Source organism: Veillonella intestinalis, from assembly GCF_943193155.1.
GTDB classification, from domain to species: Bacteria; Bacillota; Negativicutes; order Veillonellales; family Veillonellaceae; genus Veillonella_A; species Veillonella_A intestinalis.
Genome location: NZ_CALPDB010000004.1, coordinates 216,588 through 231,197 on the forward strand (window position 1 = coordinate 216,588; position 14,610 = coordinate 231,197).

The window sequence follows — 14,610 nt, forward strand, 5'->3', positions numbered from 1 at the left end:
TCTGTTACGGGGAAGACATATAAAACATAAAGTACAAGGCATAAAGTGTAAGGCATAAGGTATGGTATAAAGTATAAAGTAAAGATATAAGATATAAAGCAAAATAGAGGTAGTTAGATTAGGTAGTTAGAGGTATTTACGAGTATTCATAGAGGTGATACACATGAAATCACAGGTGTGGGTTGAAAAAGATTTAGCGCATATTTGGCATCCTTGTTCGCAAATGAAAGATTATGAAACATTGCCACCTATTGTAATCAATCATGGTAAAGGTTCGTATTTATATGATGTTGATGGGAAAGAATATATAGATATTATCAGTTCCTGGTGGTGTAATTTATTAGGTCATTGCAATCCTAAGATTAATGAAGCCATTAAGTCGCAATTAGATACGTTGGAGCATGTAATTTTTGCTAATTTAAGTCATAAACCAGCTATTACATTAGCTGAAAAATTAGTAGAAATTTTGCCTAAAGGGCTAAATAAATTACATTTTAATGATAATGGTTCCGGTGCTGTTGAGTGCGCTCTCAAAGTAGCATTTCAGTATCAATACCAAACGGGTCATCCCGAACGGCAGAAGTTTATGTGCTTAAGTGAAAGCTATCATGGTGAAACTATGGGTGCTTTGGCGGTAGGCAGTATGGATTTGTTTGCAAAAATGTACCAACCTATGTTGATGGAAACGATTCATACAGAAGCGCCAGATTGCTATCGTTGCCCTTATGCTAAAACACGAGAAACTTGTGATTGTGAATGTTTTGTTCATATGGAAGAAAATTTTGCTAAGCACAGTCATGAATTAGCGGCTGTTATTGTAGAACCTATTGTACAAGGCTGTGCTGGTATGCGAATATATCCGCCTGCTTATTTACAAAAACTTCGAGCTCTTTGTGATGAATATGGGGTACTACTTATTGCTGATGAAATTGCTACAGGCTTTGGTCGTACGGGTAAATTATTTGCTTGTGATCATGCTGGTATTACACCTGATATTATGACAATCTCCAAAGCATTGACTGGGGGCTATATGCCGATGTCGATTATGGCTGTAACAGATGCTATTTATGATGCTTTTTATGCAGATTATTTTGAATATAAAGCGTTTATGCATAGTCATACTTATAGTGGTAACCCATTAGGTTGTGCTGCTGCGTTAGCAACGATTGATATTTTGCAACATGATGGTGTTATGGAAGAAGCACAACAGAAAGCTGTGTTTTTACATGCGGCGTTACAAGAGGCTTTGGGAAATCATCCAAATGTAGGAGAAATTCGTCACATTGGTCTTATAAATGCCATAGAATTAGTTAAAGATCCTAAGACGAAAGAGCCTTTGCCAAGTAAGGCTCGGACAGGCTATGAGATTTACAAAAAAGCCTTGGATAGAGGTCTATTATTGCGTCCTTTAGGGGATATTTTATACTTTAATCCTGCATTGACAATTAGTGAGGAAACTTTAGAAGAGGCAATTCGTCGGACCGTTGCATCCTTTGATGAAGTATTAGGCTGATGGTTAGTATATCGTTTGTTAGTATGGACATTAGATAGTAGTTTATTTTAGTTCGATAATTGCGAATAACTTTCAACTTAATATAATCATTATTAATAATTTGCATTTGCTATTATGATAAAATAAGAGTAATCTATATATAGAAAATATTAAATATGATAAAATTTATCATTTAAACTATATATCTATACTTGACGCATCTCGTAGAGAGCGTTATATGGAGGACTTTTATGAGTAATACAACGGTAACAAATGTAAATACAAATAATGAAGAATGGCAAGTAGAGCGTGATGCTTGGAATAGTCGGTCAGAGTTTTTTGTAGAGTTACATGAAAAAATAGAACGAACAGCACAAGTTGACTATTTTATTAGCTTTTTGAAAAAGCATAATTTATTACCTGCTACTGGTGGTAGCACCTTAGATATTGGTTGTGGCGTTGGTGATTATGCATTAGGTTTGGCTAAACTAGGCTATAAAGCAACAGGCATTGACTTGTCTAACGGCATGATTGAAGGGGGGCGTCAGTTAGCTGAAAAGGAAGAGTTAGATCTTGATTTATATGTTGCTCCTTGGAGTGAAGTTACACGTTTGACGTTAGGTTGGGATAAAACCTTTGATTTGGCATATAGTTTCTTCTGCCCAGTTATGTTTGACCCACAAAATATTGAAGCTATGAGCCGTACTAGTCGTGATAAGTGCTTGTTAGTTGCTTTTGCAGGACGGCAAGATACAATTGTAGATGCCTTAACAGAGCATTTCTATGGAGTGGATGATTTTGATTGGCAAGCTAATATTGATGGTGTTTTGAATATGGCTAATTCCGTAGGGGAAAATGTTAAGGTAGAATATATTACAACCCCAGAAGAAGAATTCTTTACAGAAGAAGAGGCATTACGCTATTTTACAATGCGTCTTCATAGTGAAGAATGGGGTACGGTAGAAGCCATGAAAGAACAGATTTTGCCACTATTAGCACCATATCGTCAAGCTGATGGACGAATTCGTAATACGTCAGAAGATAAAGTGGCATGGATTTCTTGGTCTGTGAAGTAAGCAAACATATTAGTATAGTCTATGAAGTAAATGATAATATGTTTTGAGATAGAATACATTGCATAAAAAGCGGTTTGGAATGAGTCCTCATTTCAAACCGCTTTTAGTCTTTGTCTAACTATTGAGACTTGCAAACTATGACTAAGCGGGTATAATGGTAGTTAGACGAATTTCGATGATTTGATATTTGGGTGCATAGTGTTACTAATAAGTAGCTAAGTGCATATGTTTTGATTGTTAATATTAGTAGAAAGAAGGCGAGTTTATGAAATATATATCAAAAACATTAGCTGTATTAGGCTTAGTGGGCGCTTTGAGTGCTGGCTTGATGAGTTCAGTACAGGCACAAGATTATTGGTATTATGTTGGGGCAGATAGCCATGATAATACTTTGTCGATTGATAATAGTAGTGTAGATAAGGAAGACGATGTAGCGCAGCTTTGGATTCGCGTGGTACAACCAGGGGGCGACTATTATTTTGAAAAAATGGAAATAAAAAAATCGGCCCGCACTATTCAGACTTTGGAAATTCGCTATTTCCATAATAATGGGATTCCTTATAATGATGTAGAATACACCTATGATACGAAACCGCAAGCTGTGACTGAAGGTACGATGGGCGAAGATATCTATAAATTAGTATGGGGTGCCTAAGAATCCGATGATATTGCATATCTTTTTGACAACTGTTATGCCAATTCTCATGCTTGTACTAATTGGCTATTTTATGGATAGAAAGTTTCACCTGGATTTAGATACACTTAGTAAGATTAATTTTTATGTGGTGGCTCCAGCTTTTTTGTTTACGAATACCTATAGTTATACAGTGACCGCCGAAAGTGCAAAAGTAGTGTGGCTTACAATCATTGGTTTTATTGCTACTTGGCTGGCTAGTCTGTTGTTTGAAAAGGGCCTCCGTTTGCAAAAAGAAAAGTGCGGCATTTTTAGAAATGCAGTGTTATTTAATAACTGCGGCAATATTGGTGTACCACTTATTGTTTTTATTTACTCCAATGATCCTTTCTTGCAGAATGGGCAACCCATTTGGCTCCAAGCGGCTATTGCCATTCAGATTGTAGTATTTGTTTGGCAAAATATAGTGACTAATAGCTTTGGTTTTTATTTTGCTGGACAAGGTAAAATGAGCCGCTATGATGCATTTTTGCTTGTATTTAAAATGCCTATTATTTACGCGGTAGCTGGTGCGTTGCTTTGTAATTTTGGCGCTATCCCTATTAAAGACACTTTCTTTTGGCCGGTTCTTATGAATGTAAGTAATGCCCTCGTGATGGTCGCTTTATTTACCTTAGGCGTTCAATTAGCTCGGACGCCATTTAACTTCTTTAATCGGGAAGTTATGTGGGGCAGTGCCGTGCGATTGTTAATAGGTCCCCTTGTGGCTTGGGCGACCATTGCAGCCTATGATGTGTTGGTAGAGCCTGTGTCTGCTCTTGTTATGCAAGTGCTTGTTATTTCTGCCGCTGTACCTAGTGGCGTGACGACCGCACTGATTGCGGGCGTTTTAAAGACAGAAACAGAATATGCCACGCAGTTAGTCGTGGCAACCACCGTGTTATCCGCTGTTACCTTACCTGTTGTTATAATGTTAGTGAAATAGCGTTATATGCTTTAGCTCGGTGTGTTTATAGTGAGTCGGTTATAAGCAGGCTTGTTGGATGCGTAAGCTAGATGTTGTAAACTGAATGTGTAAATGGATGTATAATACAAATAAATGAATAGAAAGAAGCCCCTACGATGGTGCTGTAGATTATTGTTCGTAAGAACTTAATCTTGTTAGCACTGTTGTAGGGGCTTAATTGTTTTTAATAGAAATATTGAGTTATTAGAGTTTACTCAGTAAACAGGTCTGATCTGACCTGCTGTATAAACCTCGAGATGCTTACCAATTGGCCATCCAGGTAATAATAATGGCATTGACAAAGTCAATGAGGAAGGCACCAACGAGGGATACGATGAGCCATGCACGAGGGGAAGGGCCATATTTTTCTGCTAAGGATTGCATGTTAGCTAAGCCGTTAGCTGTAGCACCCATAGCAAAGCCGATACCACCGACACCAAGCATTACACTATCGTAATTTTTGCCGAAGAGTAAGAAGTAACCGAGCCAAGCAAAAGCAATCATTAAGAGTGTTTGTGCAATTAAGATAACCACTAATGGAAGAGCAAGGTTAACAAGTTCATATAGTTTCAAGCTATTAATAGCCATAGTAACGTATACGGTAAGAGCAACTTCGGATACTACGTTGAGGCCGCCCCCTTGTACACGATAGGCACCAGTAAAGTCGCCAATATTACGGATAACGGCAGCAATGAGCATAGCACCGATATAGGCTGGTAACGTAATGAATGTATTTAAATAATCACTAAGTACAGCACCTAGACCTACGCCAACGAAAACGAAAGCTGCAGCTTTTAAAACGCCATTTACATCTGTAGTTTCTTCTTCTTCAAGAATGGACATATCAAATACATGTGGTTCTAATTGTGTAGTGGCAGCTGATTCGCCATTTTCTGACTTATGAGCACCTGGTGTTTTAATATTATAGCGTTTGATTAAGAATTCACCGAATGGGCCACCAAGCACGAGGGCCACTACCATACCAAAGGTGGCAGCTGTAATAGCTACTGTGGTAGCGCCTTGGATGCCATAAGTAGATTCAAAATAAGGACCAAAAGCGGCAGAAGTACCAAGCCCGCCTATGAGTGAAACGGCACCAGCAAGAATTCCATAATGAGGGTCAATACCCATAGCACCAGCAATAGACATGCCAAGTAAGTTTTGGAAGAAGCCAAGTACGGAGGAAATGACTAAATAAAGAATTAGTGCTAAACCACCATATTTAATTAACTTTAGACTGGCCATCATACCAATGGTAGTAAAAAATACTAACAATGCTACGGTAGAGAGGGTATTATCAAAATCAACTTGAAGAATACCATTTACACGTAAACCTGATAGGATAAAAGCTAGGGGTAGACCACCGATTACTGCGGCTGGTAAGCTGAGTTTTTGAAATAAAGATACTTTGCTTTTAATCCAAACCCCAATGAAATACGTTACAAATGCGAGTGCGACAGCTTGCGTACTGCTAATTTTGACTGTCAAGATTTCTGCGCCCATAAACAACGCCTCCTTTAAGCAATGTGAATTACCCCTTCCATATGTTAGGTTAAATTTCGGGGCCTCTCATATACGCTCTAAGAATGAAGTTAGCTATAGGCGTGGCTAACAAAGAAAATGATTTCAACTTGCGTAATATGAGATCAAATATAATTTAACTTGGGAAAGTAGATTTCATATAGAAGGGTACTTTCTTGCACGTAATTTTACGACTGACTTAATTATACTATGTGGTTGCTTAAAAATACAATAGTTTTACGAAAATTTTCTATGTATACAAAAATCATGTACACCTCTATAGCCTTATTGTACCTGTAATTATAGTGTTTTAGGATTTTGAATAAAAATGGTGATATATTCTATAATTTGTGTATTCATTACAATAAATGCGACTGTTTATACGATAAAATTCAGAAAACTTTCATTAAAAAAGATTATTTGACAGACGAATGTTATGTAGATAAAGACGTTTTGTTAGGCTATGTTATAAAAAATACTGCATTTATAGCCGACAGGTATATAAGTGCAGTATAAAAGTAAATATTCTTTTTTTATGAGGTATCTACATAGTCTATAAAGTATCTAAATGTTGCAGCAAATCAAGCATATATTGTGCGCCTGCTATTAAATCATTTATGTCGATTGCTTCGGCTGGATTGTGGCTAATGCCTTTTTCACAAGGTATAAAAATCATACCAACTTCTGTATAATCGCCCCAGTTCATAGCATCATGACCGGCACCACTTGGTAAGGTCATATAATTATAATTATGTTTTTTGGCTACATTTTCCATAGCATTAATCATAGTTTCGCTCATCATTAGTGGTTTTTCATTAGCAATCAATTCAGTATCAATAGGGATTTGACGAGTTTTGCTAATAGACTCAATGGCTTGTAAGATGGCAGTAGTAGCATCTTCTTTGGCGGTGTCTGAAATACTACGAATATCAAGTCCTAAGGTGACTTCTCCAGGAATTACATTCATTACACCTGGTGTTGCTTCAATTACGCCAATGGTAGCCACTACAGGAATCGTTGTGTTTGTTTTAGCAATAGTTTCCGTAGCTAAGATAATTTCCGCAGCTGCACAGAGTCCATCATAGCGATGATCCATAGGGGTAGCACCACTATGACCAGCTGTGCCGTGTATATGAACTTTGTAGCGGGTTGGTGCAGCAATGCCAGTTACAATACCAATTTGATGTTTGGTAGCTTCTAATACAAGCCCTTGTTCAATATGAAGCTCTAGGAAGGCTTTGAGTGGTGTTGTATAGGATTGATGCGGCACTTTTTCAGGGTCAAAGCCTCGTTGCTGTAAGACTTCATACAGGCTAAGACCATCTTTACCGGTTAATTGCATGAGCCGTTGTTTGCTTAATTGGCCACGCATAGCTTGACTGCCTAAGGTGGCGGAACCAAAACGACTTGATTCTTCACACATAAAGAGGGCAATATCAATAGGTGATTGCAGGCGGATTTCGTTTTCTTTTAGGGCGGTAACTACTTCAATAGCCGCGATGATACCAGCGAGACCATCAAAGTGGCCGCCTTGTGGCACACTGTCAGTGTGAGAGCCCATCATAATAGCAGGGGCATGGGAATCCAAGCCTTCGTAACGACCTATTACATTGCCAAAGTCATCATAATGTAAGGTGAGGCCAAGTTCTTTTAAACAGTTAATTAAGTAGTCACGACCAGCCCAGTCTTGATCGGTAAAGGCAACTCGATTAATTCCTGGTACACCTTCGATTGTACTTAGGGTAAGCATTTGCTGCAGATGATGTTGTAAGCGGTCTTGTTGAATCATGAGGGCTCCTTTAAATCTGTTAAGTTTACGGCGTTGTAAACTTAACGGATTTTTTATTTATATTTTCTACGATATGAATGTGGTGTTTCAGAAGTGGCTTCTTTGAATACTTTGCAGAAATAACTAGGGCGATTATAGCCTAGATTACGAGCGATGGATTCAATGGAAGAATCTGAACCACGAAGCATGAGTTTAGCTTGCTCTAATTTGCGTTCATTAATGTATTGTACTAAGGATAAGCCCACGTCTTGTTTAAAAATTTTAGACAGATAGGACTCACTTAAGTATACATGATTAGCAATATCCCGTAAGGATGGATTATGGCAGAGATTTTTATCGATATAAGTTAAGGCTCGTTTAATTTCTGGACGATAGGTAGTTTTCATTTGCTGACAACTACTGCAATTTGTACTTTGTAACTCTGGTAAATCCAGACTCATGTTGAGTATATCAGGGAAATGATGACCAGCCATAAGGTTTAGAACCTTTGTAGCGCTGGTGATTTCTTCTGATGAATAGTTTGGTAATTGGCGATAGTAACTTTTTAAGGTACTATCGTTTTGCCATTCACTACGAGCCGTGATTAAGGGCATTTGTGAATCTGTAGCAATGGTCTGACCAGCTACAATATAACCTAATAAATGGCCATTATGAATAATGGGTACAGAAATATCAATAATTCCTGCATGACAGCGATAAGCAGACGGACAGCGTCCTTTAGAGGCTTCTAGGCCTCCATAAGCATCGCAATAAGCACACAGTTTAGATAAGGTTGGATGGCTGCGAATGTATTTACAGAACTTACTGAAATTATATTTGTTGGACAATACGCGGCCTCGTAAATCTACATATACAGCTGCTAAATCTGTGATGTTAGTAAAATCGCGCATGATTTCATTAATCATGGTTGATTCAGTCTTAAAATTACTGGTTGGCACCGTTGCCACCCCCTTTTTTCTGTTGTATGGGCGTACAAAGAAAATAAAAAAAGATTAAAAAGTAGTAATACTTGAAATGATAAAAAATCATGATTAATACAGAACTTACTATAATTTTATGACTTTTGATAATACTTATTATAACAAAAAATTGTTAAAAGCAGAATGAAATAATGTAATTTAACAAAAATGTGTTAAAAAATGAAATACTGTTATTTTGTATACTAAATTTACACAGAACCGCACTAATTGTGGTAAAAAAATAGGATTGCGCCAAAGATAGGAGATGAATTGTATGTCGCAAGAAGCATTAGGCATGGTTGAAACAAAAGGCCTTGTAGGGGCCGTTGAAGCAGCTGATGCCATGGTAAAAGCCGCTAATGTAACATTAATTGGCACTGAAAAAATTGGGTCTGGTTTGGTAACAGTTATGGTACGTGGCGATGTTGGTGCTGTTAAAGCCTCTGTAGATGCAGGTGCTGCGGCAGCAGAACGAGTTGGCCAAGTCGTATCTACCCATGTAATTCCACGCCCTCATAGTGAAGTGGAACGCTTACTCTTAAAGGAAAAAGGTGATGCGTAATGAGTAATACGGACAAAATGGTAGACGAAATTCTAAAGCGTGTATTAAGCAAAGCTGATACTTTATCAGCAACAGCAGACAAGCAAAGTGAAAGCAAAGGAGCGGAACAAGTTATGGCGAATAGTTGCAGTTTAACAGAATTTATTGGCACAGCTAAATTCGGTGACACAATTGGTTTAGTAATAGCAAATGTTGATCAGCAAGTGCTTGATGCAATGAAATTGACAAAAAAATATCGTTCAATTGGTGTTGTAGGTGCTCGTACTGGTGCCGGTCCACACATTATGGCAGCTGACGAAGCGGTAAAAGCAACCAACACAGAAATCGTAAGTATTGAATTAGCTCGTGACACTAAAGGTGGCGCTGGTCATGGTTCTTTGATTATCTTTGGTGGCGATGATGTTTCTGATGTAAAACGTGCTGTAGAAGTAACACTTAAAGAAGTGGAACGCACATTTGGCGACGTATATGGCAATGAAGCAGGTCATATTGAATTACAATATACAGCTCGTGCTAGTCATGCGATTAACACCGCTTTTGGCGCACCAGAAGGCAAAGCTTTTGGTCTTATTGTAGGCGCTCCAGCTGCTATTGGTGTAGTTATGGCTGATGCTGCTGTTAAAGCTGCTAATGTTGATGTAATTGGCTATGCATCCCCAGCTAATGGCACAAGCTTCTCCAACGAAGTAATTTTACAAATTTCTGGTGATTCCGGTGCTGTTCGTCAAGCGGTTATTACTGCTCGTGAAATCGGTAAAGAATTATTAGGTACCTTAGGTAGCGAACCTAAAAATGATGCCCCTTCTTATATCTAAACCTTATACAGAAAGGAAGCTTGAAATATGAGATCAAAACGTTTTGAAGTATTAAGTCAGCGCCCTGTTAATCAGGATGGATATGTAAAAGAGTGGGTAGAAGAAGGCTTTATAGCTATGGAATCCCCACAAGATCCAAAGCCTAGTATCCGCATTGAAAATGGTAAAATTGTTGAACTTGACGGCAAGCGTCGTGAAGATTTCGACTTAATTGATACATTTATTGCTAACTATGCAGTTCGCTTAGAACGAGCTGAAGAAGTTATGGCTATGGATTCTCGTCAAATCGCTAATATGATTTTGACACCAACTGTGCCACGCAGTGAAATTGCTAGTTTAGCAAAATCTATGACACCAGCGAAAATGGTAGAAGTAGTAAGTCATTTCAATGTTGTTGAAATGATGCAATGTATGCAAAAAATGCGTGCTCGTCGCACTATGGCTAACCAAGCTCATGTAACTAATGTAAACGATAATCCTGTACAAATCGCAGCGGATGCGGCTGAAGGAGCTTTCCGTGGTTTTGCGGAAGAAGAAACTACAGTAGCTGTTGCTCGTTATGCACCATTAAACGCTATTAGTATTCTTGTTGGTTCCCAAGCAGGTCGCCCAGGCGTATTGACTCAATGCTCCTTGGAAGAAGCGACTGAATTGGAACTTGGTATGCGTGGTTTCACAGCTTATGCAGAAACTATTTCCGTATATGGTACGGAAGATGTATTTACTGATGGTGATGATACACCATGGTCTAAAGCATTCTTAGCATCTGCTTATGCTTCTCGTGGTTTAAAAATGCGTTTCACCTCTGGTACTGGTTCAGAAGTACAGATGGGCCAAGCGGAAGGTAAATCCATGTTATACCTTGAAACACGTTGTCTCTATATTACTAAAGGGGCTGGCGTACAAGGTATCCAAAATGGTTCTGTAAGTTGTATCGGTATTCCAGCAGCTGTACCATCTGGTATTCGTGCTGTTATTGCAGAAAACTTAATTGCTGCTATGCTCGATCTTGAATGTGCTTCTAGTAATGACCAAACATTCAGTCATTCCGACTTACGTCGTACAGCACGTACACTTATGCAGTTCTGCCCTGGTACAGACTTCATTTGCTCTGGTTATAGCTCTACGCCAAACTATGACAACATGTTTGCTGGCTCTAACTGGGATGCAGAAGATTATGATGACTGGACGATTATTCAACGTGACCTCAAAGTTAACGGTGGTTTGAAACCAGTGCGTGAAGAAGAAGTGGTAGCAGTTCGTAATAAAGCGGCGCGTGCTCTTCAAGGCTTATTTGCTGAATTAGGTTTGCCAGCTATTACTGATGAAGAAGTAGAAGCAGCAACCTATGCACATGGTTCCAAAGATATGCCTGAACGTGATAAAGTAGCGGACATTAAAGGGGCTGCTGATATTATGGCTCGTGGCGTAACTGGTATTGACTTTGTTAAAGGCCTCGCTAAACGTGGTTTTAATGATATTGCTCAAAGTGTACTTAACTTGTTAAAACAAAAAGTTGCTGGTGACTATTTACAAACGGCTGCTATTTTCGACGATAAATTTAATGTAAACTCCGCTATTAATAATCCAAATGATTATGCTGGCGTAGGTACTGGTTATCGTTTGGAAGGCGAAGATTGGGAAACCATCAAAAATATTCCAAATGCAATTAATCCACGAGATATATAAGGAGGAATCCACATGGCTGAAGTTAATGAGCAAGTTTTACGCGCACTCATCATGGAAGTGCTTAAAGAAATGGGCACTGCTAGCGAGCCTGTAACATTCTCTGGCTCCTCCGCAGCACCTGCTTCGCGTCCTAAAGAAGAAGATACTGATGATACTTGGATTCAAACAGGTGGTCCAGCTGAATCTCATACAGCCCCTGATGAAGTAGTTATCGCAGTAGGTCCTGCCTTTGGTCGTAGCCAACGGACTACGATTGTAGGGGTACCTCATCGCAATGTAATCCGTCAATTAGTAGCTGGTATTGAAGAAGAAGGTTTAAAAGCACGAGTTGTACGTGTATATCGTTCTTCTGACGTGGCGGCTGTAGCTGTTGAAGGGGATAAATTATCTGGTTCCGGTATTTGTATCGGTATTCAGTCTAAAGGAACGACAGTAATTCACCAACGCGATTTACAGCCTCTTTCCAACTTAGAATTATTCCCACAAGCTCCATTACTTACGGAAGAAGTATATCGCGCCATTGGTAAAAATGCGGCTAAATATGCTAAAGGGGAATCCCCAACACCAGTAGCGACCTTAAATGACCAGATGGCACGGCCTAAATATCAAGCCTTGTCAGCCCTATTACACATTAAAGAAACAAAACGGGTAGTTAAAGGTAAACCGGCTGATGAATGCCGCGTGAGCCTATAAGGAGGCCACTATGAGTACAGAAATGGAATCTATGATTCGTAAGATTTTAGAAGATATGCAAAAAGGAACGCCAGCACCAACTACAGCTAGCACAACGCACACATCTTCCAGTGAACGTGTGGCTACCGTAGCTGACTATCCAATTGCTAAAAAACATCCTGAATGGATTCGCATTGGTAATAAGAGCCTTGATGACATTACTTTAGATAGTGTTATGAATGGTCAAGTATCTATGGATGATATGCGTATTAGCCCAGAGATTTTGAAGGCACAAGGTCAAATTGCTAAAGCAGGCGGTCGTGACCAAATCGAATTCAACTTCTCCCGTGCTGCTGAAATGACAAAAGTAGGGGATAAACGCTTACTTGAAATGTACAATGCACTTCGCCCTTATCGTTCTTCTAAACAAGAATTATTGGCGATGGCTGATGAATTAGAAAGAGAATATGGCGCTGTGATTTGTGCTGATTTCGTTCGTGAAGCAGCTGAAAATTATGAACGCCGTAAAAAATTAAAAGGTGATAACTAAGAGTTAGGAGTTAAGCATATGAAGCGAGTCGTTGGTATTGATATAGGAAATTCTACAACTGAATCAGCCTTAGCGGAAATTCACGAGTCTGGTGAAGTTCGTTTCCTAGGGTCGGCCATTGCTGATACGACTGGCATTAAGGGGACGAAGGATAATATTCAAGGTTTATTTGCTTCCCTTCGACAATTAGTCGCAAAAACGGGCTTGTCCTTGCAGGACATCGATTTAATACGTATCAATGAAGCTACCCCGGTTATTGGCGATGTGGCGATGGAAACAATTACGGAGACTATTATTACCGAATCAACGATGATCGGTCATAATCCAAAAACCCCTGGTGGCCTTGGTATTGGTGTGGGTCAGACGGCTCATATTTTACAACTGCTAGATAAACCTATGACTGAGGACTACATCGTAGTAGTACCGAAAGAAATAGATTTTCAACTGGTCGCTGAATTGATTAACGCCTATGTAGTTAAAGGGTATCGCATTACAGGTGCTATATTACAAGCCGATGATGGCGTGCTCGTAGCTAATCGTTTACAACAACCTATTCCTATTATTGATGAAGTAGCCTTTGTAGATAAAGTACCACTTGGTATGTTAGCAGCTGTAGAAGTAGTTGAGCCAGGTAAAGTTATTTCCCAATTGTCTAATCCTTATGGCATTGCTACCGTGTTTAAACTGTCTGCTGAAGAGACCAAGAATATTGTACCTATAGCAAGAGCTCTCATTGGTAATCGGTCAGCCGTAGTAATTAAAACTCCAGCTGGGGATGTAAAAGAGCGGGTAATTCCCGCTGGCTCGGTGGTTGTTAGTGGTGATGGTCGCACTGTATCAGTGGATATATCGGCAGGGGCGGAACAGATTATGGCCACCCTTGGACAAGTATCGAAAATTGAAAATGTATGTGGCGAAGCTGGCACCAATGTAGGCGGTATGCTTGAAAAAGTACGTCAAACTATGGCTAATTTGACGAATAAATCACCAAATGAAGTGTTTATTGAAGACTTATTAGCCGTAGATACGTCAGTACCTATTAATGTAAAAGGGGGGCTCGCTGGAGAGTTCTCCATGGAACAAGCAGTAGGCATTGCTTCGATGGTAAAATCAGATCATTTACAGATGGAGATTATTGCTAAAGAAGTAGAGCGAGAATTGCGCATTCCTGTTGAAATTGGTGGCCAAGAAGCGGAGTCGGCTATTCTGGGTGCACTAACAACACCAGGCACAGAAACACCGCTGGCGATTCTTGACTTAGGTGCTGGTTCAACTGATGCTTCTATTATGGGACCTGATGGCAAGGTAAAAGCGATTCATTTAGCCGGTGCTGGTAATATGGTAACCATGTTAATTAACTCGGAGCTTGGCTTAGAAGATATTCATTTAGCAGAAAGTATTAAGAAATTCCCGTTAGCAAAGGTAATTAGTGTGTACCACATTCGTCATGAAGATGGCAATGTGCAGTTCTTTACGGATCCATTACCAGCGTCGTTATTTGCTAAGACTGTTATTGTAACAGACGAAGGACTTGTACCGATTGAAGGCGACATGTCCATGGAAAAAATAAAGATTGTGCGACAGACTGCTAAAGAACGTGTATTTGTAACTAATTCCTTACGTGCTCTTCGTGCTGTAAGTCCAACGCACAATGTACGAGATATTCCATTTGTAGTTATTGTAGGTGGTTCTGCATTAGACTTTGAAGTACCACAACTAGTAACAGATGCCTTATCTCATTACAATTTAGTGGCTGGACGAGGTAATGTACGGGGCACAGAAGGAGCTCGTAACGCAGTAGCTACAGGACTTATCTTAGCCTATGCAAAGGAACGGAGGCGATAA

Annotated in this window: 13 protein-coding genes; 10 read left to right on the top strand and 3 right to left on the bottom strand. The window is 39.4% G+C overall.

Annotated elements, in window-relative coordinates:
* The first annotated feature begins 163 nt into the window (after positions 1-163).
* The 4 genes from bioA to NFR44_RS06255 all read left to right on the top strand — a co-directional run bounded on the left by bioA (position 164) and on the right by NFR44_RS06255 (position 4,187).
* Positions 164-1,513 (top strand): adenosylmethionine--8-amino-7-oxononanoate transaminase, encoded by a 1,350-nt coding sequence (gene bioA / locus NFR44_RS06240; protein ID WP_251442263.1) that lies wholly within the window; start codon positions 164-166, stop codon positions 1,511-1,513.
* A 230-nt stretch (positions 1,514-1,743) separates the two neighbouring features.
* Positions 1,744-2,568 (top strand): class I SAM-dependent methyltransferase, encoded by an 825-nt coding sequence (locus NFR44_RS06245; RefSeq protein WP_251442265.1) that lies wholly within the window; start codon positions 1,744-1,746, stop codon positions 2,566-2,568.
* Positions 2,569-2,833: 265 nt separating this feature from the next.
* Positions 2,834-3,223, top strand: a complete 390-nt coding sequence (locus NFR44_RS06250) for a hypothetical protein (RefSeq protein WP_251442267.1) — start codon at positions 2,834-2,836, stop codon at positions 3,221-3,223.
* Between the two features lie 7 nt (positions 3,224-3,230).
* The gene (locus NFR44_RS06255) at positions 3,231-4,187 is read left to right on the top strand and encodes an AEC family transporter (RefSeq protein WP_277612778.1); all 957 of its coding nucleotides are present in this window, start codon (positions 3,231-3,233) and stop codon (positions 4,185-4,187) included.
* A 282-nt stretch (positions 4,188-4,469) separates the two neighbouring features.
* On the opposite strand, the gene NFR44_RS06260 is transcribed toward NFR44_RS06255, so the two are convergent.
* The 3 genes from NFR44_RS06260 to NFR44_RS06270 form a co-directional block, all read right to left on the bottom strand.
* A complete protein-coding gene (locus NFR44_RS06260; RefSeq protein WP_251442285.1) occupies positions 4,470-5,711 on the bottom strand; it encodes a sodium/glutamate symporter in 1,242 nt (413 codons plus the stop codon).
* A gap of 571 nt (positions 5,712-6,282) precedes the next feature.
* A complete protein-coding gene (locus NFR44_RS06265) occupies positions 6,283-7,518 on the bottom strand; it encodes a M20 family metallo-hydrolase (protein ID WP_251442287.1) in 1,236 nt (411 codons plus the stop codon).
* A 53-nt stretch (positions 7,519-7,571) separates the two neighbouring features.
* Positions 7,572-8,456: a PocR ligand-binding domain-containing protein gene (locus NFR44_RS06270; RefSeq protein ID WP_251442296.1), complete on the bottom strand. Its 885-nt coding sequence runs from the start codon at positions 8,454-8,456 to the stop codon at positions 7,572-7,574.
* Between the two features lie 295 nt (positions 8,457-8,751).
* Here NFR44_RS06270 and NFR44_RS06275 point away from each other — a divergent pair, with 295 nt between their 5' ends.
* Genes NFR44_RS06275 through NFR44_RS06300 form a run of 6 tightly spaced genes read left to right on the top strand, consistent with a single transcriptional unit; the run spans position 8,752 to position 14,610 of the window.
* Positions 8,752-9,039, top strand: coding sequence for a BMC domain-containing protein (locus NFR44_RS06275; protein ID WP_251442299.1), 288 nt, complete (start codon positions 8,752-8,754; stop codon positions 9,037-9,039).
* The gene (gene pduB, locus NFR44_RS06280; RefSeq protein ID WP_162099467.1) at positions 9,039-9,854 is read left to right on the top strand and encodes a propanediol utilization microcompartment protein PduB; all 816 of its coding nucleotides are present in this window, start codon (positions 9,039-9,041) and stop codon (positions 9,852-9,854) included. Before NFR44_RS06275 ends, pduB begins: the two co-directional genes overlap by 1 nt.
* 27 nt (positions 9,855-9,881) lie before the next feature.
* Positions 9,882-11,543: a propanediol/glycerol family dehydratase large subunit gene (locus NFR44_RS06285; protein WP_251442302.1), complete on the top strand. Its 1,662-nt coding sequence runs from the start codon at positions 9,882-9,884 to the stop codon at positions 11,541-11,543.
* A 12-nt stretch (positions 11,544-11,555) separates the two neighbouring features.
* Complete coding sequence (locus tag NFR44_RS06290; RefSeq protein ID WP_162099465.1) at positions 11,556-12,236, top strand: propanediol/glycerol family dehydratase medium subunit; 681 nt, start codon at positions 11,556-11,558, stop codon at positions 12,234-12,236.
* Between the two features lie 10 nt (positions 12,237-12,246).
* Complete coding sequence (locus tag NFR44_RS06295) at positions 12,247-12,765, top strand: diol dehydratase small subunit (protein ID WP_251442304.1); 519 nt, start codon at positions 12,247-12,249, stop codon at positions 12,763-12,765.
* An 18-nt stretch (positions 12,766-12,783) separates the two neighbouring features.
* Positions 12,784-14,610, top strand: a complete 1,827-nt coding sequence (locus NFR44_RS06300; RefSeq protein ID WP_251442306.1) for a diol dehydratase reactivase subunit alpha — start codon at positions 12,784-12,786, stop codon at positions 14,608-14,610.